We start from the raw sequence: 21,288 nt of genomic DNA, 5'->3' as shown, positions 1-21,288 counted from the left end.
TGATAAAATTTAAAAAATTTACTTATTTGTTTGTTATGACAAGCAAATTCTTTCAATATCTAACCGAGAGCAAATAGATAAACTAAACTCTAGGGGAATAATAAAATGTCTCGAAAAATCATGAAGCCTATTTGTCAAAGTGTATTAAGCGCTCTGGCATTAATGTCTTTTCCTACTACGGCCTCTGCTGCTGAAATGTCAGAAACCCCTTTCATGCTGCAAAATAAAGTCACAACTTTGGCAAACTACGTTGAGCCAAACTTTATGCTGCTGATTGACGATTCAGCCAGTATGGATAAACCAATGGGTGCAGGAGACAATACATCCCGATTAAGGACAACTCAAAATGTACTCCATCGGATATTGGATTCGTACGGTACAAAATTCAATTGGGGTTTGCAGACTTACAATAATAATAAAGCCAATTTGAGAGGATATACAAAAGATATCGAAAAATTAAAAAGAAGAATAGACAGTATTTCACCCGAGGGTGGTACGCCTACTACGCGCCGTTATTACGAAGTCACAAAAGACATGAGGGAAAACACCAAATATCGTTGCCAAAAAAACTATATCGTGGTGTTGACGGATGGTGATGCCAATACCAGCTGCTGGCTAAAGAATTGGCTAAAAACACCGACATTTGAGTACAGTAAAAATCCTGATCCCTTTTTCGGCCCGCGTGAGCCGGGGAAATGTGTATCTGTAAAAGGATCGGGGCCTGTTGATTTTGGTTGGGACAGAGATGATGGATTGGAGTTTTTTAGCAAGAAGTTGGCGGAAGGAGACTTCAAAACAAAACAAAAAGACGGTAATGATGAGGCAGGTGTAAGCTGGGATGGCGACCCATCAGTCGATCCGATAGATAAGGCAACCGGAAAAAGTAAATATGCACAACAAACGATTTCTACATACACGATTGCTTTGAGTAATGATATTTCAGGGCACGGGGAAATATATCTTTGGAACGGGGCTAGCAGGCGTCGTAACGGAGAGAAAAACTATTTCGAAGCAAAGAAATATGCAGAGCTTGAGGCTGCTTTTAAAAGGGCTGTTGAGGAAGCTGAGCAGTCAAATGCAGCTGTGGGTACCGAAACAGGCGGCACGATTGCGCCAGCTATTACAGGAGACAATAAGGCTCCCAATGCTGCGATGGCGGTGCATGTTGACAGTGAAACATGGAGCAGCCAGATTCGTTTTTATAATGTAAATAAAGATGATAAAGCTGGTTTGTCATTCCATAGTGATTATAAACAGCCTTCGTTTGGCAATCGTAAAACTTTGGTGAGTGTCGGCACAGGCAAGCCCGGCACCAGTTCACATGCTTCAGGTACCCATTTTTTTGATAGCTTAAGATTAGATAACGGAAACGGATTTTTTGATATCCGGAAGAATTCCGACGGTAAGGAATGGAGAGATGCCCTGTTGCCGTGGACGGCACGGTCTGAGGATGATAATGAAATTAAAAATTTGGCGAAAACCAGAAATTATTCTCAACCTTATCGTGTGAGAGAGGCGGGAACGCGTGATTTGGGCGACATTATCGACAGCCCTATTACTGCTATCGGTGATAAGACTACGGGACGTCATGAGTTTTTAGTGACGTCGGCTAATGATGGTATGGTGCATATTTTTCGAAATAATGACAACCCAAACCACCCTTATGATTTGAAGGTCAGCTACATTCCGGCAGGAATGGAGCGGAGTACGAATACGGCTGCCAATCATACGTTGGCTAAGGTCTTAAAAGAAGTGGCACATCAAGAATATGGTAAAAGCGAAACCAATCCGCACCGGTATTTACTAAACGGTGGCTTTACTGTATTGGGTACACCTAAAACCAAAACAGGTAAAAGACATTATTTCATGTTTGGTGCCATGGGTCAGGGCGGAAGAGGTGCTTATGCTTTGAATGTGGGCGGTTATGATATTGCGAATGAAAATACGCCGGTGGGTATTCATGCGGATTCCAATAGCTGGGCAAGACAAGTGCCTTTATTTGAAACGGAAAAAGGTAAAAACAATTCTTTAGGTTTCACTATCGGTACACCGAAAATAGGACGTATTGCGGTGGCGGCAAATCGTGGCGATATTCGCTATGGCGGCTTTCTTGCCAGCGGTTATAAAGACAAACCCGCTAAAGACGCAACTCAAGATACTGTAAATGAAACGGCTTTATACATTTACGATATGCTGGGTAAGAATGCGGTTGACGGTAGTAATATTGACAATGCTTATCCGGGCACACTCATTAAAAAAATGACCGTACAAAACGGTATCGGTGGTCTTTCTACACCTACTTTGCTGGATATAGAGTCAGACGGCATTTACGATTTGGCGTATGCCGGTGATTATGGGGGCAACCTGTATCGTTTCGATCTGCGTGGCGGTCAAGATGCTTGGAAAGTAACGCGAATTTTTAAAGGCAGCGGAAGCAAGCCTATTGTTGCGGCGCCCACAATTTCTTACCGTCCTAATGGCAAATACATCATTATTGTCGGTACAGGTAGCGAGGTATACACCGATGATGTTGAAAATACCGATACGCAGTCTATTTACGGTATTTTTGATGATGTGAACAATCTGGAGCCTTCGGCCGCAGTGGAAGGAAATTTATTGGTACAAACATTTACAGAAAAAAATGGCTTGTATTACTTGAGCGACGAACCCATTCAGGCTGTGCATAAAGGTTGGAAAATTGACCTGACCGATTTGAAAGGCGAGCGTATCGTTACGCAGGGCAGAATGCTTTTGCGTACAGCTCTACTGGAGACCCGAGCTTATAATCGAAGAACGGAGACGAATAAAAATCAAATTGCAGGGGATGTGTGTGCAGTAGAGAAAACCCAAGACACTATTACCGCACAGAGCCGCCAGCTTCAGATTAGAAGTGAGAATGGCGGCGGTGTGAAAAAAGGTAGGGATGCTTATGTGGTTTATAAAGATGTCGAAGTTAATGCTGAGAAATATTTTGCCAGTGGAAAATATTTTGATGGCTTGGTAAGCACTTCTTCTGTTGCTGCAGCGATTAGCGGCAGCCCTTTAACGCTTGATGGTGAAGGCGGAGCCAGTGGTGAAGATAATCAGATTCTTGCGCCCAACAAGGTAAAACGGACTCCTAATAACTGTTTCCGTTCTACCACAAACCAAGGTATTGTGCTTGGCTCTACTAATAAAGCTCCTGAAGGGTTGGATGTGGAAGGCCCTAGATGTAGCCAAAATATCCGTCGTATCAGCTGGCGTGAGCTGATTTAAGCATCATTCAAAACAATGCCTGTCTGAAAGTTTTCAGACAGGCATTTCGTATCATCAATAACTTAATAAAGATAAAAAGGAAAACAATGAATCCTTCAATACAAAACGCATTACAGCAGCTTAATACGCTGATTTTAGGGAAAGAAACGGTAATGCAGCAGTTGCTGGCCTGCGTGTTGGCGGGCGGGCATGTGCTGTTGGAAGATGTGCCCGGCGTGGGGAAAACCACTTTGGCACATGGGGTGGCGGCGGTGTTGGGTTTGAATTACCGGCGCGTGCAGTTTACCAACGATATGCTGCCTTCGGATTTGCTCGGCATCAATATTTACCGGCCGGATGAGGGTAAATTCGAGTTTCATCCCGGGCCGGTGTTTCATTCGTTTTTACTGGCGGATGAAATCAACCGTGCTTCGCCTAAGCTGCAGTCGGCTTTGCTGGAAGCGATGGAAGAAAAACAGGTGTCGGTGGATGGCAAAACCTATCGTTTGCCTCGTCCGTTTTTGGTGGTGGCTACGCAAAATCCGGTTGAGCAGCTCGGTACGTTTCCTTTGCCGGAATCCCAGCTCGACCGTTTTATGATGCGTCTGAGCATGGGTTATCCGTCTGAAGAAGCTGAAAAAAGGCTCTATATGGAGGGGGATAAACGGCAAACTCTGGCGGCAGTTAAAGCGGTATGTAATGCGGAAACTTTGGTGCAGTGGCAGCAGCAGGCGGCTGAAGTGAAATGTTCTCCTGCGGTGGCAGAATATGTGTTCAGGTTGGTGCAGGCTACCCGCCAGCCGGGGCGTTTTGTAACTGGATTGAGCCCGCGGGCGGGCTTGGCGGTGATTGCTGCGGCTAAGGCCTGGGCGTTTATGCAGGGTAGGGCGCATATTTTACCGGACGATGTGAAAGCGGTTTGGGTGCCTGTGGCGGCGCACCGTTTGCAATCTGTGCAGCAGCAACACAGCAGCCGTCAGATTTTGGAAGGTTTGCTCAATCATGTTGCCGTTTCGTAAACCGACCCAGCCCGAAAAGCAGCCTGAACCGGTGGCTGTCGGACGTTTTCGATTGCGGCCCACGCGCTTTGGTGCGGGTGTGTTGGCAGCGGTGGTGTTGCTTTGGCTGGTGGGTTTGCAGTATCAAGTGAATTTGGCTTATGCCATATCGTTTTGGCTGCTGGGTTTTTTGTGTGTGGCGGTGTTGTTAAACATGCGTCAGTTTTCCGCTTTGAAAGTAGGGCTGAGGGTGCCGCAGGAGGTGTTTGCCGGCACGGAAGCGCAATTGGTGCTTGACGTGGTAGAACACCGTGGGCGCAGCCGTTGGCTGTGGCTGTGGCTGAGGGTGGATAATCAGGCTGCCGAAAATGCACTGCCGTGTTGGCTTGATTGGCGGATTGATGCGAAAAAACCTGAACCGTTTGTTTGGCAGGTGGTAATGCGGCGGCGGGGTTATCTGCATGTGCCGGAGCTGCAAGTAGCGAGTATTGCGCCTTTCGGGTTGAGCATGTTGCAAACGGCATGGCATTGGCAGACCGAATCGTTGGTTTATCCCGCACCTATCGAGCATCCAATACCGCAAGCGGCTTTGCCGGACGGAGAGGAAGATCCTGCACGCCCGCGCGTTCAGGGTGGTGACGAATTGGCTTATTTGCAGGAGCACCGGTCGGGAATGTCGTTGCAGCATGTGGCTTGGAAAACTTATGCCAAAACCGGCGAAATGTTGGACAAGCGTTTTGAAGAGCCGCAGGCGGCCGTGCGTAATATGGTGATTTCCTATCGGGATTATCCGGCTCAGGCCGATAAAGACCGGCTGGCGGGCATGCTGTGCTACCGCGTGCTGGAAGCGGAAAAAACCAAGCTGCCTTATATTCTTGAGTTGCCGCAGCGTACGATTCCGCCGCAGAAAGGCCAGCGGGAAATGGCATTGGCGGCTTTGGCTTTGTTGTAGCGGGTTAAGCCAAACAATAGCCATACACACCAATATTCTGGCTTGGGCCGAGTATTGTTAAATCCGGCAGCACGCGGCAAGCTCGGATATGACGGCACTGCTACGATGCAGGCGGTTGCGCTATATCTTTACACAATAATTTAACTGGGCTGCTCTCAATCAGGCTTTCAGACAGGCATTCTTTATACACTATGCCTGTCTGAAAACACGGCGCCACACATTGCGACTTAATTCATTATGTTTATCCAAAATCCTCCTTTCTTATCCGGGCAGCCGCGCCCTGCTGTGCAGGCTGCGATTTTGTGCGTGCTGCTAATGTCGGCTTTGCCTTTGATGGCAAACCTGCCGGGCGGCGTGATGCTTACTTTTGCTGCATTGTTGTTGGTGCGGTTTGTACAGATGCAAATCGGGTGGTACAAAACACCGCCTTTGGTTTTGTTGCTGCTTGCCGTGGGCGCGGGATTGCTGGTGTGGTTGCAGGTGGGTTCGGTTATCGGCAGGGAAGGCGGTATTTCGCTGTTGCTTTTGATGGTGGCACTCAAAGCATTTGAAAGCAGCACGCGGCGCGACTGGCAGGTGTTGCTGCTGGCCATGCTGTTTTTGATGGGTGGCGGGGTGCTGTTCGATCAAAGCCCGCTCACCGGCGTATGGGCCGTGCTGTGTCTGTTTGCCGCCAGCGTGTGTTTCGGTATGCTGGGCGGCCTGTATCTGAAAGACGCGGCCCAAACTGGTGCGCTGACTTTGGTGTTGACGCTGCCGCTGATGGTGGTGCTGTTTGTGGCGGTGCCGCGTAAAAGCGAGCCTTTGTGGGGCATACCGCAAAAAAGCAATCAGGCCAAAACCGGGCTTTCCAACACCATGCAGCCGGGCAGCATCAGCAACCTGGTGCAGAGCAACGAATGGGTTGCCAATGTAACGTTTAGAGGCGCCGTGCCCGCGCCTGAGGAACTGTATTGGCGCGCGATTATCATGACCGATTTCAACGGCACGAGCTGGCAGGCGCAGCCCGATAACACGGTTGACGAAGCGCGTGCAGACGATATGCCGGGGCAGACTGTTTCCTACCAAATCATTTTGCGCGACCAAAACGGCGTGATTCCCGCGCTTGACCAGCCGGTCGGCAGTTTTCCGAAAAGCATTGCGCGCCGTTTGGGCAATGTGCTGCGGGCGCAGCGCAGCTACGAAAGTTTGCGCCGCCTTGATCTGCAAGCCCGGTTGGGCGGCAGGCTGCCCGATCAGCCCAATCCGGCTGTTTTGCAGCATTATCTCTACCTGCCGCCGGGCAACACGCGTTCGCGTGTGCTGGCGCAAAGCTTGGCGCAGCAATCGGCCGATTCGCAGGCGTTTATTCAAAAGGTATTGGCTTATTACCGCAAAAATGCGTTCAGCTACACTTTGCAGCCGCCGCTCACGGAAGGCGCGAACGGCGTGGATGCGTTTATGTTTCAGACCAAACAAGGGTTTTGCGAGCATTATGCGCAAAGTTTTGTGGTGATGATGCGCGCAGCCGGTTTGCCTGCGCGGGTGGTAACCGGTTATTTGGGCGCGGACTACATTGCCGAAGGTGATTTTTGGCAGATTCGTTCCAAAGATGCGCATGCGTGGGCGGAAGTGTGGCTGCCGGAGGAAAAAGTGTGGCTGCGGGTGGATCCGACTGCGGCGGTATCGTCAAACCGGGCGGCGGGCGGCTTGCAGCAGTCTTTGCCGCAAAACGAGCAGGGTTTGGTGCAAAACGGCGGCGGTGCGTTTGCCAAATGGCGTGAAACCGGCCAGTATTACTGGCAGCAATGGGTGGTGAACTACGACCAAAGCCGCCAAAACAATCTGTTTGCCAAACTCGGTTTAGGCGGATTCGGCTTTGCCGCTTTTGCGCTGGTGCTGGGCGTTGGCGGTGCGCTCGCGCTGATTCCCGTGTTTTTCTGGTGGCGAAAAGGCCGCAGAAACGATCAAAACCCGCTGGAAGAAGGTTTTGCATTGCTGAAAAACGCATTATTGGGTGTGGAAGACGAAACGCGTTACGGCGTAACCGCATCCGAATTGCGCGCCTTGATGCGGGAAAACGGTTTGCAGGATACGCAGCTGGAGCAGGCGCTGATGCAGTATGAGGATTGGCAATATGCGGCAGACCGACCGCCGACACAAGCGCAGCAGCATGCTTGGTTGAAACAGGTAAGAAAAATGGCGGCTGTTTATCAGAAACAGGCGGAAAAATCGGTTTCAGACAGGCATTAGAAAAGCCTGAATATATAGCAAATAAATTTAATAAACAGCACGTCAGTCATACTCGGGCTTGACCCGAGTATGACGAAACCATGATAAAAAATAAGTTGATTTGCTATAACGGTGAATGTAATGACCACAATGCCTGTCTGAAACTTTTTTCAGACAGGCATTGTGGTTTGAAGCGGGTTGAACAGGCTCTTGGCCTATATTGCGAATTATTCGCCCGCGGTTTGCGGCTGTGTTTTAACCGGCAAATCGCGCCCGTCGTTGGCGGCGGCGGAGCGTTGGTGCTGGGTGTAGAAAAATAGTGCGGCAATCAGCAGGGCAACACTGAGCAGCCACAGCAGATATTTAGCACGGGGAACCTGTTGCTCGGGTTGGCGGAAGCCTTTGGGCATCGAGCTGGAAATGCGTTGGGAAGAGGGCTCCTGAATACTGGAGGCAGATTGGCGGGCAATCCATTCATCATGCTTGCGCCGCTTCTCCGGCGTGGTCAGCACTTTATAAGAGCGGTTGATGATGCTCATCACGCGGTGTGCATCCGGATTGTCGGGGCAGCGGTCGGGGTGATATTGTTTGCAGAGCGCACGATAGGCCGCGCGTATGGTTTTTAAATCGGCATCGCGGGGAACTTTGAGGTTGTCGTAGTGGGTATGCGGTTTTTTCGGCATTGCGCTGCGGCAAATTCTTTATTTAAATAGCTTTATTATATCAATGCCTGTCTGAGAAGAGTGAGAATATTGCTTTCAGACAGGCATGTTTGTGTGTGATTCAAAGCGTTTAATTTTTTGCCAGCTTATTCACCAAATCATCCACTTCGTTTTCCGCTTGTCGGATGGACGCGGCCAAACGCTCGTCGGCAAATTCATCGTATTCCACTGCGATGTTGTAGTTTTGTGTGATGCCGATATATCCGAAAGCGGTTTGAACGGCCGGCTCGACATGGTTGCGCGCGCTGATTCTGCCGCTTTCGTCGTAGCCGTAATCGCCGCGTGAAGAAAGAATAATCAGGTGCTTGCCCATATCGGCCAGCAGCGGCCAATAAGGCTCGCATGCGCGGCTGCGGTCGAAACCGAATGTGCGGCCTACGCGCACGATATTGTCGATATAGGCTTTGAACTGGGCGGGCGGGCCGAAGTTATACATCGGCACGCCGGCTACGATGATGTCCGCCTTAATCAGCTCGTCAACCAATTCGTCGCTTTGGCGCAAAACATTGTGCATCCACGGTTCGCGCTGCTGCTCGGGCGTGAAAGCGGCATGAATCCATGCGCCGCTTACCGGCTCAGGCGGATGCTGCCCGACGTCGCGGTAGATTATTTCGGTGTTCGGTAGGCGTTGGCGCCATTGTTCGACAAAGCGCGCGCTCAAACGGCGGGTGTGCGAACCGTGCGGATCGCGGCCGGATAAGCCGCTGCGGGCACTGGCGTCTATGTGGAGGAGGGTGGTCATAATCGGATTCCTTTCAGATGAACAAAATCAATGTGTATTGATTGTCTTGCTTGTTTGCTCTTGCTACAAACGATATATTCTCAATATATAAATCAATTTAATTCATCTATATCATGCGAAAGCCGAATTGTTCCCTCGACGCGCTTTATGCGTTTGAAGCGGCGGCGCGTACCGGCAGTTTTAAATCGGCAGCGGCTGAGTTGAATGTAACCGCTACTGCCATCAGCCACCGCATCCGCTTGCTGGAAACGCAGCTGGGCAAACCTTTGTTTGTGAGAAAAGTGCGCGCTGTGTCGCTCACCGCCGAAGGCCGCATCCTGTTTGATGCGGCGGCACAAGGCTTTGCGGTCATCATGACCGCGCTGGAGCGTATTTGCGAACCCGCACGCCAAATAGTCAGCATTTCGGTAACGCCTGAATTTGCAGGGAAATGGCTGGTGCCTAAGTTGGCCGCTTTTCAGACGGCCTTTCCCGATATCGACCTCCATATCCATGCATCTTACGAGCCTGCCGATTTAAAATCGGGTGCAGCCGATTTGGCGGTGCGCTACGGTAACGGGCATTATCCCGATGTGCAATCAACGCCTTTGTTTCAAGAATGTTTTGCGCCCGTAGCCAGCCCGGCCTTATTGGCGGGATTGCCGAAAGAAGTGCGGGATTGGTCGCTGATCCATCTTGATTGGCACCGTGATACAGAAGATGCGGCGGACTGGAATAAGTGGGCGGATGCAGCGGGTGTGCCGCAGGCGGATGTTCAAAGCGGCATCCGTTATTCAGACGGCAGCCATGCCATACAGGCAGCCGTTGCGGGGCAAGGCGTGGCTTTGCTGAGTGTGAAGCTGGTGCGGGAAGAATTGGATTTACAGCTTTTAAGTGTGGCGGCAGAGCCTTGTTTGCATGATAAATTTTACTGGTTGTGCGAGCCGTGGCGGCATGCGGATACGCCGGCGGTTCAGCAAGTGAAGGTGTGGCTGTTGGCGCAGGCGGGTTGAGGAGGCAGCAAATGTTTATTGATATGCTTGTCTGCGAACTCTGTATAATTAGCGCGGTTGAGCTTGAATGCCTGTCTGAAAACGATGGAATAACGAAATGGAAATCAAAATGAAAAAAGCAATTGGGGTGTTGATGTTGTCTTCGTTCTTGGCCGGATGCGGCGGCAATACCGAAAAAATAGGCGAAGCCAGCACCGTGTTCAACATGCTCGGCAAAAACGACCGCATTGAGATTCATGCGTTTGATGATCCGCAGATTAAAGGCGTTACCTGCTATATTTCCTACGCCAAAAAAGGCGGCTTGAAAGAAGCGGTAAACTTGGAAGAAGACGCGTCCGACGCTTCTGTTTCCTGCGTGCAGACCGCGCCGCAAATCAGCTATAACGAAGGAGAAGTGGCCAAGCCGCAGAAGATTTTCAAAAAAGGCTCCAGCTTTATTTTCAAAACCCTGCAAGTGATGCGCTATTATGACCCCGCGCGCAAAGTGTTTTCATACATGGTGTACAGCGACAAAGTGATTCAAGGTTCGCCGAAAAATTCGATGGACGCTTTTTCCTGCTACACAGGCGCACCGCTGGACGCTGCCAAAGTGAGCGTGCAGCCGAACCAGCAGATTCACGGCTCGTGCATCGTTACTGCGGCAGCACAGCGCTGATGCCTGTCTGAAAAGCTTGGAACATAAATGGATCTTACCCTCTGGCACTATCTGGCGATTGCAACGTTGGGCATTTTGGCCAGCATCATCAATATTTTAGCAGGCGGCGGTTCCAATCTGATTCTGCCACTGTTGATGGCCTTCGGCGTGCCGCCCGATATTGCCAACGCCAGCAACCGCGTCGGCATTTTTTTCCAGTCGCTTACCGGTATCCGCGGGTTTAGAAACGCCGGCGCGTTGCCCACGCACGATTTACGCAGCATTTTGCTGCCGATGGTGGCGGGCGGTTTGGTCGGTTCGGTATTGGCTTCGGTGCTGCACAATCAAATTCTGAAACCCGCCTTGCTCGTCTGCATTCTCAGCGTGGCTACGCTCACTTTTCTCAAACCGCAGCTTTTGTTGCCGCCGCAAAACGTGCAGGAACGCAAAGTGTCCGACACGCGCGGGGCGGCGGTTTTACTGTTTGCCGTCGGCATCTACGGCGGTTTTGTACAGGCAAGCACCGCGTTTATCCTGCTGCCCGTATTGGCAGGCGTGCTGCACTACAACCTGCTGCGCGCCAACGCCTTGAAACTGGTGTGCACGCTGGCGTTTACCATTGTGGCTTTAGCCGTGTTTATCGTGCAAGGGCAGATTTGGTGGGATGTCGGCCTCGTGCTGGCGGCCGGCAATATACTCGGCTCGATGATTGGTGTGAAAATTGCGTTGAAACTCTCGCCTAACACCTTGCGCACGATTTTGTTTGTGATGACGGTGGTGGCTGTGGCCGCGGCGTTTTTGAAGTAGCAATGCCTGTCTGAAACCCTGTGTTCAAATAAAAAATGCAAGTTTTAAAACCTTATTATCGGCTTATGGTGCTTTTAGCGGCGATGTTGCAGGCTGCCTGTGCACCTGATAGCAGTAGCCAACCCCCAATCGAACAAGAAGTGTTAACAGCGGTAGCTCCTGAAAACCAGGCATCTTGGGCGGGTGTTTATCAAGGGCAACTGCCGTGTGCCAACTGCGATTACACGGAAGCCACCATTATTTTGCGCAATAACCGGCGTTACAGCCTGATTACGCGGAATATCGGCAGGATAGCTGGAGAGTTGCCCACCGAAAACCGAGGCACTTTCCATTGGCGCGACGACGGCCTGCTGCAATTGGATGCGGCGGGCGACAATATGGTGTTTTTCGTCCACGAAAAAGGCTTGCAGATGCGCGGCAACGACGGCAAAGCCTATCCGAACAGCCGGGGAAAAATCTGCGGTTTGGCGAAAACCGGCAGTCTTGTGCCCGGGCAGTGATCGGTTTGGTTTTTTCAGACAGGCATCCGTTCGGCGGTTTGGTTTTGAAAGACGAAAAATCCGCTAAACAGCCATTAAATTATTAAGATAAAATCATCCACTTTAAAAAATACTGTACAAGAAAGCCTGCAACAACAAGGCTGTCTGAAAAAGGAGTAAACAAACATGCCTAATCCGCTGCTGGATGCCGTTAAATTCGATGAAAAAGGCCTGGTCTGTGCCATCGCACAAGACGCCAAAACCCTGCGCGTGTTGATGGTGGCTTGGATGAACGCAGAAGCGCTGCAAAAAACCGCCGAAACCGGCTACGCCCACTATTACAGCCGTTCGCGCCAAAAGCAATGGATGAAAGGCGAAGAGTCGGGGCACACGCAAAAAGTGCACGAGCTGCGTTTGGATTGCGACGGCGATGCGGTGATTATGCTGATAGACCAAGCCGGCGGCATTGCCTGCCATACCGGCCGTGAAAGCTGCTTCTACCGCGTGTGGCGCGATGGCGAATGGCAGATTGTGGATGCGGTATTGAAAGACGAGCAGGAGATTTACGGGCATACGCACGGTTGATGCCTGTCTGAAATCAGTACGCCGCCGAGCGGCTTAATTGAATCAAGAGAATATAACTATGACCGACCAAGTTTTAACCCAAATCCAAAACGTGATTGATTCCCGCAAAGGCCAAGACCCGGAAACGTCTTATGTGGCTCAGCTTCTGCACAAAGGCGAAGACAAAATCCTGAAAAAAGTGATTGAAGAAGCGGGCGAAGTGCTGATGGCTTCCAAAGACGGCGGCAGAGAACATCTGGTTTATGAAGTGGCGGATTTATGGTTTCACACGCAGGTGCTGCTGGCGCATCACGGCTTGCGCGTTGAAGAGGTGTTGAACGAGCTGGCGCGCAGGCAGGGTTTGTCGGGGCTGGCGGAAAAAGCGGTGCGGCAGGAAAGCTGAATTTGTATTAAAATCTGTATTTATTCAATGGGCAGGCGCTGTGTGCTGATAAAATAGCGCAATCGGCCTACGGTTTCGGAGTATTTTTGATGACTGACTGTATTTTCTGCAAAATTGTGGATAAGCAAATCCCTGCGAGCGTGGTGTATGAAGACGATGAGATGCTGTGTTTTAAAGACATCAACCCTGCCGCGCCGGTGCATTTGCTGCTGATTCCCAAAGAGCATTTCGATTCGCTGGCGCATGCCAAGCCCGAGCATGAGGCGCTGTTGGGCCGAATGATGATGAAAGTGCCGCAAATTGCAGAGGCTAACGGCTTGGCAAACGGTTTCAAAACCCAAATCAACACAGGTAAGGGCGGCGGGCAGGAAGTGTTTCATCTGCATATCCATATTATGGGGCGGCCTGCTTGATGCCTGTCTGAAAATGCTTGGCGCATTTCATTAATTTTGATTATTAAAGCTTTAAAAAGGAAAACTTATGGGCAGCTTTTCAATTTGGCACTGGATCATTGTATTGGTGATTGTGGTGCTGGTGTTCGGCACGAAAAAACTGCGCAATGTCGGTAAAGATTTGGGTGGTGCGGTGCACGATTTTAAAAAAGGTTTGAATGAAGGCTCGGAAGAGGCGAAAAAAGGCGATGTGATCGAACACAAAGCCGATGAGAGCAATCCAGACAAACAAGCCTGATTATGTTTGATTTCGGTTTCAGCGAATTATTGCTGATCGGTGTGGTGGCCCTGATTGTACTGGGGCCGGAGCGCCTGCCCAAAGTGGCGCGCGCTGCGGGGCAGTGGGCCGGCAGAATCCAGTATTTTGTGAACAATGTCAAATCCGAGCTGGGGCGCCAGATTGATGCTTCTGAATTGAGCAGCGTAAAAAAAGATGTGGAAGACGCGGCAAAGGATTTTAAAGAAAGCTTTCAAAGTGTAGGCGATTCGGTAAAAGAAAGCTCGCAAGCCATACGCGACGGGCTGGATTTGCGCCCCGCTTGGGAGCGTTTGCCGCAGCAGCGCACGCCTGCCGATTTCGGTTTGGACGAAGCGGGCAAGCCGTTGGTGGATCTGCATGACTTTGATGCAGACGATTACGGTTCCGATTATGGCCTGCGCCATGCGCCGCCGCCTGTGTCGCTTAAGCGGCGCGCTATGATGCAGCGGCGCGATATGCGCCCGAAATACCGGGCGCCCCCCCGTTTGAGCGTGAGAAAAGGGCAGGGGCGGTAATTTGTGCTTGCTTTGCGTTGGTGTTTCAGACAGGCATAGCTTAATGAAAACTGTTTAACGCGTCATTCGGTTTATAAAAGCAGTAGCAGCGGTGAAATCCGGCTGTTAAATTATATGGATAAAAAGTGACTGAGCAAACTCAGACTCTGGTCGAACATCTTATTGAGCTGCGCCGCCGTTTGGTGTGGATTGTTGTGGTAATGTTGGTGGCATTTTTTGCGGCCATGCCTTTTGCGCAACAACTCTACACATTTGTGGCACAACCTTTGATGGCGAATCTGCCGAAAGGCACGAGCATGATTGCTACGGAAGTGATTGCGCCTTTTTTTGTGCCGGTTAAAGTGGCACTGATGGCCGCATTTCTGGCGACGTTGCCGCACACGCTTTACCAAGTGTGGGCGTTTGTGGCGCCCGCGCTTTATAAACATGAGAAAAAGCTGATTTTTCCGTTGGTGCTCTCCAGCTTGATTTTGTTTGCCTGCGGTATGGCGTTTGCCTATTTTTTGGTTTTTCCGGTGATCTTCAAGTTTCTGGCCGGTGTAACCCCGGAGGGCGTGAATATGGCGACGGATATTGATAAATATCTGTCGTTTGTATTGGGCATGTTTGTGGCATTCGGTGCGACTTTTGAAACGCCGGTGGTGGTGGTTCTGCTGCACCGCATGGGTGTGGTTTCGATGGAAAAGATGAAGGCGGCAAGGCCTTATGTGATTGTGGGCGCGTTTGTGGTGGCGGCTGTGATTACGCCGCCGGATGTGATTTCGCAATTTATGCTGGCAGTGCCGTTGATTGTGCTTTACGAGCTGGGTTTGGTGTTGGCGCGGATGGTTAAGCCGATAGAGCGTGCAGCCGAGGAATTTGAAGATTAGGCTGGCCGGTATGGTGTGTTTGGAGCGGTGGATTTGTTTTCAGACAGGCATTCAAACCTCGGAATTAAATTGAAAAAGAATCGTCTGAAGTCGGAAGGGGTTTCAGGCGAGCTTTTGTTTATAATGTGTTTGATAACTTTATTTAATATTTCAAAATGAATCATCATGAAAAGCAATGGCCGCAAGCGGCTGCCGCAATCAGCCTGATCGGCATGATTATCCTGAGTGTTGCTTGGGAGTTGTGGTTGGCGCCTTTGCGCGAGGGCGGCTCTTGGATGGCTTTAAAAGCTTTGCCTTTGTGCTTGCCGCTGGCCGGGGTGTTGAAAGGAAAGGTCTATACTTTTCAATGGTCTTGTATGATGATTTTGATTTATTTTGCCGAAGCGGTAATGCGCCTGTTTGATGTGCAGCCGCTCAGCAGGGCATGTGCTGTGGTAATGTTGCTGCTGAGCGTGGTGTTTTTTATTGCTTGTTTGGCTTTTGTAAAAAATAAAAGAAAGGCCGCTTTGTGATTTTGGATTATGTGGAAAGCCGTAAAACCGATACGACTGTGCTGGTGTTCGGATTGGCGTTTGTCTGTATCGTGCCGTTTATGTCAATCTGGCGAACCGGTCCGCTCTCGAGCTTTTATCTGGAAAGTGCGTCATTGCTGCTTGCTTTGCTGTTTGTGTTGGGTAGTGCGCTTTCGGGAAAATTAAGTGCGCGGATACCGCGGGGTGGTGTGTACTTTTTTGCTCTGGCAGTTTATTGGGCGGTGCAAGCAAGGGTTATGGAGCTACCTTACCCGGGAATGAGCGATATGGCGGCGTGGTCGTTTGCGATCATTGCGCTGATGCTTTGGGCATGCAGGGGCTGGGTACGGGAAGTCGGGCAGAAGCGGGTAGTCACGGTGTTTGCATCAGTGTTGGTTACTGGAGCGCTGCTGCAATCGTTGGTTTGTATTTTGCAGTTTACCGGTTGGGCTTCCCATTTGAAGGGTTATGTGCTGTACAGCGATATCAACAATATCATGGGGCAGTTGGCGCAGCGTAATCATCTGGGGCATTATTTAATGTGGGGTGTGATTGCGGCTGCGTTTCTATGGTCGCAGCGACGGGTGTCCAATTGGTTCGGCTGCTTTATGACAGTATATCTGGCGCTGATTATGGGCATGGTGAATTCGCGCAGCCTGTTTGCTTATGTGGCGGCGATTGCTTTACTGGCAGTGTTTTGGCGTTGGCGCAGGGGCAAGGAAGGTAATCATGCACTGAAGGTATTCTTGTTTGCCTTGTTGATGGTGGTGGTGGTGCAGCTTTCTTTTGATAAGCTGATGGCGCTGATGGGCATTGATTATTTTAGTGCGCTAGATAGGATGGGCAGCAAGGATTTTGCGTCTTCCCCGCGCGAAGTTGAGTGGGCGCGCGCGTGGCATATTTTTCTGGCAGCGCCGATATGGGGGCATGGCTGGGAATCGTATTCGCTGCAAAGTTTTTTAACCAATGTGTTTCCTACCGGCTGGCGTAATGATGAAACCAGCGTGCTTTATACGCATTCACACAATATCGTTTTGCAGATTTTGGCGGATATGGGGCTGGTTGGTGCGTTATTGGTATTCGGCGGTTTGCTTTGGGTGGTGTGGCCTTATTTCAAAAAACCGGTAAGTAATGAGAATTTTCTGCCGCTGGCTCTGCTTTCCGTATCGTTTTGTCATTCGTTGTTGGAATATCCCTTGTGGTACGTTTATTTTTTAGTACCTGTAGGGTTGATGCTGGGAATGCAGGATACTGAGCAAATTGCCGATTCAGACAGGCCTCAGATTAAATGGTTGAATTGGGGTGTGGCCGTTTTGTCGATATTTATTATCGTCGGTATCGTGCGTTTGGGTTTTGTGTATACCGAGTTGGTAAAATTCAATACCATCGAGAAAACGGAAACTGCTGAACAAAAGCAGGAAAAAATCAACGGTATGTTGAAAATTGCCAGAACCGAACCCATGTTACGTTATTATGCCCAGCTTTCTTTGATGCGCCGGGCTTCGCCTGCTGATGCCGAGCTTCAGCCGTGGGCGGTTGGCGCTGCGTTGGAGACGATGGTCTTCCGCCCTTATGCCAATGCGCATGTGGTGGGTATGTATCTTTACCGGACAGGCCATCAGGCGGCAGGGCGCCGGTGGATGCGCATGATGTATGAGTATTACCCGATGCAGATGCCTTTTTACATTTCCCAGATAGACAAATCATCATATCTGGCAGGGTTACGGCAGGAATGGGAGCAGGGTTGTGCGGAGTATGCCAAAATAAATCCAAACGCAAAGCCTTGTAAGAAATAAAGAATGATGCCTGTCTGAAAAAACGGGCGGCTAAGATTTTATTTCTATGTAAAGCCCTTGACATTCCGTGCAAAAAAGAGCAAAGGCGCAAACAGACATGCTACCAAAAATACAGGCTTGCATGTTAAGATAGTTATGCTCCTTCATACGGAAGGCATCCTTAAAATTTTAAAGACAACCAGATAAGGAAATATGCAATGAGCCATGTGTTATTGGTAGATGACGACGCTTTATTAACCGAGTTGCTGACTGAGTATCTCACAGCCGAAGGTTTGTCGGTAAATAGCGTGCCGGATGGTGAAGCAGGTGTACAAGAAATTTTATCCGGCAACTATGATGTGGTTGTATTGGATTCTATGATGCCGAAAATGAACGGTTTGGAAGTGTTGAAAACCGTGCGTGCGCAAAGTACGATTCCGGTGATCATGCTCACCGCTAAGGGTGACGACATTGACCGTATTATCGGTTTGGAAATGGGTGCGGATGATTATGTACCTAAACCATGCACCCCGCGCGAACTTTTGGCACGCATCAACGCCATTCTGCGCCGAGCACAAAGCGCAGCCGAGCAAAGCACGGCGCCTAACAGCATTTCAGTAAGCAATGTTACTTTGTATCCGGCCAAGCGTCAGGCGACCATTGGCGAAGAGCCTTTGGAGTTGACCAGTACCGAATTTAATCTTTTAGAAGTGTTGATGCGCCATGCAGGCCAAGTGGTAAGCAAAGAAACTCTGTCGATTGAGGCTCTTGACCGCAAATTGGCTAAATTTGACCGCAGTATTGATGTGCATATTTCCAGCATCCGCCATAAGCTGGGTGATGCTTCTTTGATTCAAACCGTGCGCGGTTTGGGTTATTTGTTCGTTAAAAACTAATTGCAAACAGACTGTTCATGAAACTGTTTCAACGTATATTCGCCACGTTTTGCGCCGTGATTATCTGCGCCATATTCGTGGCGAGTTTTTCTTTCTGGGTGGTGCAAAATACCATTGCGGAAAACCATTTCAAGCAGCAGCGTGTGTTGGAAACCACATTGCTTAACAGCATGATTTCGGCTTTCCGCGCGCGCGGTGCACAAGGTGCAAAAGACACATTAAAAGAGTGGAGCGAGCACCCGATTTCCAAAAACGTATACATGATTACCGGGGATAATCGCAAAGATGTACTCGGCAGGTCGATAGACCCTAAAGTGGTCGAAACTATGCGTAACACGGCTATCAAGCAGGTGGATCTGGAGCACGCGCGCATTGAATACGACAGATGGGGCGAAGAATATTTATTCTTTGTGCGAGACTGGAAAACCCGCCAGCTTCAGCGTCCGACAAGCCCGCTGTTTATTCCCGGTTTGCCGCTCGAGCCGGTATGGCATGAAATTATTATTTTGAGCTTCATTTTTGTGGTTGGGTTGTTGCTGGCTTATATTTTGGCCAACAACATTACCAAGCCTATTCGGATTTTAGGTCGGGGGATGAACAGGTTGGCATCGGGTGATTTGGAAACACGTATCTCGCAGCAAATGACCGACCGCGATGACGAATTGTCCCAATTGGCAGATCAGTTTGACAAAATGGCGCAGCAATTGCAGAAGCTGGTGGAAAAAGAGCGTCATCTCTTACACCATGTGTCACACGAAATGCGATCGCCGCTTGCGCGTATGCAGGCGATTGTCGGATTGATTCAGGCGCAGCCGAAAAAGCAGGATGAATATTTGCAGCGTTTGGAAAGTGAATTGGTGCGTATGGATGCGTTGGTGGGTGAGTTGTTGACCCTTTCCCGCCTTGAAACCGACAATATCCCCATGGAAAAAGAAAATCTTGCACTGGTGCCGTTTTTACGCCATTTAGTGGAAGACAGCCAGGCTGTTGCAGAGAAAAATCAACAAACCGTGGCATTGGTGGTGGAGAAAGTGCCGGAAGATGCGAAACTTATGGCGAATGAAAGCTATCTTTACCGCGCATTCGATAATGTTATCCGCAATGCTATGAATTACAGCCCCGAAGGCAGCACGATTCAGGTAAAGGTTTATCAGGATTCTAAAAACTGGATGGTCGATATAACCGATAATGGCCCGGGTGTGTCGGAGAACCAGTTGCCGCATATTTTCACTGCATTTTACCGCGCCGACAGCAGCGCCAATAAACAGGGCACCGGTTTGGGTCTTGCGCTGGCCAAACATATTATTGAGCAGCATTGCGGTAAGATTATAGCCAACAACATCAGCCCTAACGGCTTGCGGGTCCGGTTTGTGCTGCCTAAGAAAGCGAAGGAATTGAAGTAAACAAAGTGATAACCGGATTGATGAACAATGCCTGTCTGAATGCGTTCAGACAGGCATTGGTTTTATATATCGGTATTTTATTTCTGATTATTTTTAAGAGCTTGTTCCAATTGGGCTTTAGGCGAATAACCAGCTTGTACTTTGCCGTTTGGGAAAATCACGGCCGGGGTGCCGGTGAAACCCAGTTGTTCGCCGAGAGAGGTGGTTTCCGTAATCGGATTATCACATTCTGCGACTGAATCAGGCATCACACCTTTGCGCATCCAGTTGGTCCAAGCGGCAGTGCGGTCTTTCTGGCACCAGATTTGCACTGATTTTTGATGTGCCTGCGGATGAAGGCTAGCAATCGGCATCATGAAATTGTAGATTGTGATGTCGGTCATTTGGCCGAACTCTCTTTCCAAGCGTTTGCAGAATGGACAATCCGGATCGGAGAACACCGCAACTTTCAGTTTGCCGTTGCCGCGTACTTCTTTAATTGCCATCTCTAAGGGCAGGCTGGCGAAATCTACGCGGCTGATGTCGGCCATGCGCTCTTCAGTGAGGCTTTTGCGGCTTTTAAGATCGATTAAATCACCTACAAACATGTAATCAGCTTTAGCATCGGTATAAATAATCTGATTGCCGGAAACCACCACTTCAAACAAACCCGCCATCGGCGTGGTTTGAATACTTTGCACTTTTAGCTTTTGGTTGCCGTAAGTTTGTTCCAGTTTACTGCTGATGGCTTTTGCCGTTGCTTCGGGAACATTGCCTTTGGTGGCAACTTTGGTATTTTTTTGGGGGCTGCTGGCCGCTTTATGCGCAGGCTGTGCGGAGCTGTTTTCAGTGGGCTGCCCGCAAGCCATAAGGGGCAGGAGTGCCAGCGAGATAAGGGTTTTCGATAAATTCATATTGTTAAAGCTTTCAATCGTATCTTATTTCAAACGTGCAACATTATGCCTAAACCCTTGGGAGACACCAAGAAAATTTATGTAATTTAGCATACGGCGGCTGCCGGCAAGGCAGGTTTGTCAAAGGCTGCAACTTCATGCACAATGCCGTAATTGATTACGGAAACGCTATTATGACCCCGATTCTCGCTTTTGATATCGAAACCGTACCCGATGTGCGCGGCATACGGTTGCTTTACGATTTGCCGGAAGATATTCCTGATAACGATGTGGTAGCGTTTGCACAACAAAAGCGGCGCGCTCAAACCGGCAATGATTTTATGCAGCTTCATCTGCACCAAGTGGTGGCGATTTCCTGCTGTATGCGCTGGGATGCGGAAAAGATCCATATTGGCACCATAGGGGATGAGCATGACAGTGAAGAAACGGTAATTGCCAGATTTTTCGATCTGATTGAAACGCGCACGCCGCAATTGGTAAGCTGGAACGGCGGCGGCTTTGATTTGCCTGTATTACATTACCGGGCGTTGATTCACGGCATTACCGCTGCGCGCTATTGGGACATGGGAGAGGGTGACTTCGGCGACAGTCGTGATTTCAAGTGGAATAACTACATCAACCGCTACCATAACCGCCATTGTGATTTAATGGACTTGCTAGCGCTTTACCAGCCACGCGCCAATGTGCCGCTAGACGATATGGCCAAACTTTGCGGCTTCCCGGGTAAGTTAGGCATGGATGGTAGCAAGGTTTGGGAAGCCTTTCAGACAGGCATGCTTAAAGACATCCGCGATTATTGTGAAACCGATGCAGCCAACACTTATTTAATGTATCTGCGTTTCCGGCTGATGAGCGGCGCATTGGATGGCGATGAGTATGAACAGGAAATCCGTATTCTGCGCAATTATCTGAAAACACAAGAAGATGCGGAGCATTGGCGGGAATTTATGGGCGCATGGCGGTAAAAATGATGCCT

The 21,288-nt window shown here is 49.8% G+C and carries 22 protein-coding genes; 19 read left to right on the top strand and 3 right to left on the bottom strand.

Annotated elements, in window-relative coordinates:
- The first annotated feature begins 105 nt into the window (after positions 1-105).
- The 4 genes from pilC to HMPREF9370_RS10845 all read left to right on the top strand — a co-directional run bounded on the left by pilC (position 106) and on the right by HMPREF9370_RS10845 (position 7,416).
- Positions 106-3,255 (top strand): PilC family type IV pilus tip adhesin, encoded by a 3,150-nt coding sequence (gene pilC, locus HMPREF9370_RS10860; protein ID WP_009117561.1) that lies wholly within the window; start codon positions 106-108, stop codon positions 3,253-3,255.
- Positions 3,256-3,341: 86 nt separating this feature from the next.
- A complete protein-coding gene (locus tag HMPREF9370_RS10855; protein WP_009117560.1) occupies positions 3,342-4,253 on the top strand; it encodes an AAA family ATPase in 912 nt (303 codons plus the stop codon).
- A complete protein-coding gene (locus HMPREF9370_RS10850; protein WP_009117559.1) occupies positions 4,237-5,184 on the top strand; it encodes a DUF58 domain-containing protein in 948 nt (315 codons plus the stop codon). Before HMPREF9370_RS10855 ends, HMPREF9370_RS10850 begins: the two co-directional genes overlap by 17 nt.
- Positions 5,185-5,421: 237 nt before the next feature.
- A complete protein-coding gene (locus tag HMPREF9370_RS10845) occupies positions 5,422-7,416 on the top strand; it encodes a transglutaminase TgpA family protein (RefSeq protein WP_009117558.1) in 1,995 nt (664 codons plus the stop codon).
- Positions 7,417-7,622: 206 nt separating this feature from the next.
- Here the strand turns inward: HMPREF9370_RS10845 and HMPREF9370_RS10840 are convergent, their stop codons facing one another.
- Both HMPREF9370_RS10840 and HMPREF9370_RS10835 read right to left on the bottom strand, forming a co-directional pair.
- Complete coding sequence (locus tag HMPREF9370_RS10840; RefSeq protein ID WP_009117557.1) at positions 7,623-8,078, bottom strand: J domain-containing protein; 456 nt, start codon at positions 8,076-8,078, stop codon at positions 7,623-7,625.
- Positions 8,079-8,187: 109 nt separating this feature from the next.
- Positions 8,188-8,859 (bottom strand): FMN-dependent NADH-azoreductase, encoded by a 672-nt coding sequence (locus tag HMPREF9370_RS10835; RefSeq protein WP_009117556.1) that lies wholly within the window; start codon positions 8,857-8,859, stop codon positions 8,188-8,190.
- Positions 8,860-8,972: 113 nt separating this feature from the next.
- On the opposite strand from HMPREF9370_RS10835, the gene HMPREF9370_RS10830 reads away from it, so the two are divergent.
- The 14 genes from HMPREF9370_RS10830 (at position 8,973) to HMPREF9370_RS10765 (ending at position 19,419) form a co-directional block, all read left to right on the top strand.
- Positions 8,973-9,851, top strand: coding sequence for a LysR substrate-binding domain-containing protein (locus HMPREF9370_RS10830; RefSeq protein ID WP_009117555.1), 879 nt, complete (start codon positions 8,973-8,975; stop codon positions 9,849-9,851).
- Between the two features lie 109 nt (positions 9,852-9,960).
- Complete coding sequence (locus tag HMPREF9370_RS10825) at positions 9,961-10,506, top strand: CreA family protein (RefSeq protein ID WP_040667674.1); 546 nt, start codon at positions 9,961-9,963, stop codon at positions 10,504-10,506.
- A gap of 27 nt (positions 10,507-10,533) precedes the next feature.
- Positions 10,534-11,292 (top strand): sulfite exporter TauE/SafE family protein, encoded by a 759-nt coding sequence (locus HMPREF9370_RS10820; RefSeq protein WP_009117553.1) that lies wholly within the window; start codon positions 10,534-10,536, stop codon positions 11,290-11,292.
- Positions 11,293-11,327: 35 nt separating this feature from the next.
- Positions 11,328-11,792: a copper resistance protein NlpE N-terminal domain-containing protein gene (locus tag HMPREF9370_RS10815; RefSeq protein ID WP_009117552.1), complete on the top strand. Its 465-nt coding sequence runs from the start codon at positions 11,328-11,330 to the stop codon at positions 11,790-11,792.
- A 165-nt stretch (positions 11,793-11,957) separates the two neighbouring features.
- Positions 11,958-12,356: a phosphoribosyl-AMP cyclohydrolase gene (hisI, locus tag HMPREF9370_RS10810; RefSeq protein ID WP_009117551.1), complete on the top strand. Its 399-nt coding sequence runs from the start codon at positions 11,958-11,960 to the stop codon at positions 12,354-12,356.
- A gap of 58 nt (positions 12,357-12,414) precedes the next feature.
- Positions 12,415-12,738 (top strand): phosphoribosyl-ATP diphosphatase, encoded by a 324-nt coding sequence (locus HMPREF9370_RS10805; RefSeq protein ID WP_009117550.1) that lies wholly within the window; start codon positions 12,415-12,417, stop codon positions 12,736-12,738.
- 89 nt (positions 12,739-12,827) lie between these two features.
- Positions 12,828-13,151, top strand: coding sequence for a histidine triad nucleotide-binding protein (locus tag HMPREF9370_RS10800; RefSeq protein ID WP_009117549.1), 324 nt, complete (start codon positions 12,828-12,830; stop codon positions 13,149-13,151).
- 67 nt (positions 13,152-13,218) lie between these two features.
- Positions 13,219-13,428 (top strand): Sec-independent protein translocase subunit TatA, encoded by a 210-nt coding sequence (gene tatA, locus HMPREF9370_RS10795; protein ID WP_009117548.1) that lies wholly within the window; start codon positions 13,219-13,221, stop codon positions 13,426-13,428.
- Positions 13,429-13,430: 2 nt separating this feature from the next.
- Positions 13,431-13,964 (top strand): Sec-independent protein translocase protein TatB, encoded by a 534-nt coding sequence (tatB, locus tag HMPREF9370_RS10790; protein WP_009117547.1) that lies wholly within the window; start codon positions 13,431-13,433, stop codon positions 13,962-13,964.
- A gap of 125 nt (positions 13,965-14,089) precedes the next feature.
- Complete coding sequence (gene tatC / locus HMPREF9370_RS10785; RefSeq protein ID WP_009117546.1) at positions 14,090-14,833, top strand: twin-arginine translocase subunit TatC; 744 nt, start codon at positions 14,090-14,092, stop codon at positions 14,831-14,833.
- A 155-nt stretch (positions 14,834-14,988) separates the two neighbouring features.
- Positions 14,989-15,345, top strand: a complete 357-nt coding sequence (locus HMPREF9370_RS10780) for a DUF2069 domain-containing protein (protein ID WP_009117544.1) — start codon at positions 14,989-14,991, stop codon at positions 15,343-15,345.
- Positions 15,342-17,141, top strand: a complete 1,800-nt coding sequence (locus tag HMPREF9370_RS10775; protein ID WP_009117543.1) for a PglL family O-oligosaccharyltransferase — start codon at positions 15,342-15,344, stop codon at positions 17,139-17,141. Before HMPREF9370_RS10780 ends, HMPREF9370_RS10775 begins: the two co-directional genes overlap by 4 nt.
- A 197-nt stretch (positions 17,142-17,338) precedes the next feature.
- Complete coding sequence (locus tag HMPREF9370_RS10770; RefSeq protein WP_009117542.1) at positions 17,339-18,016, top strand: response regulator transcription factor; 678 nt, start codon at positions 17,339-17,341, stop codon at positions 18,014-18,016.
- Positions 18,017-18,033: 17 nt separating this feature from the next.
- Positions 18,034-19,419, top strand: a complete 1,386-nt coding sequence (locus HMPREF9370_RS10765) for a sensor histidine kinase (RefSeq protein WP_009117541.1) — start codon at positions 18,034-18,036, stop codon at positions 19,417-19,419.
- 77 nt (positions 19,420-19,496) lie between these two features.
- On the opposite strand, the gene HMPREF9370_RS10760 is transcribed toward HMPREF9370_RS10765, so the two are convergent.
- Complete coding sequence (locus HMPREF9370_RS10760; protein WP_009117540.1) at positions 19,497-20,312, bottom strand: DsbC family protein; 816 nt, start codon at positions 20,310-20,312, stop codon at positions 19,497-19,499.
- Between the two features lie 173 nt (positions 20,313-20,485).
- On the opposite strand from HMPREF9370_RS10760, the gene HMPREF9370_RS10755 reads away from it, so the two are divergent.
- Positions 20,486-21,277, top strand: a complete 792-nt coding sequence (locus HMPREF9370_RS10755) for a 3'-5' exonuclease (RefSeq protein WP_040667673.1) — start codon at positions 20,486-20,488, stop codon at positions 21,275-21,277.
- Positions 21,278-21,288 lie beyond the last annotated feature (11 nt).

It is taken from the genome of Neisseria wadsworthii 9715 (genome assembly GCF_000227765.1).
GTDB lineage: Bacteria > Pseudomonadota > Gammaproteobacteria > Burkholderiales > Neisseriaceae > Neisseria > Neisseria wadsworthii.
This window is presented reverse-complemented; position numbering and strand designations above follow the sequence as displayed.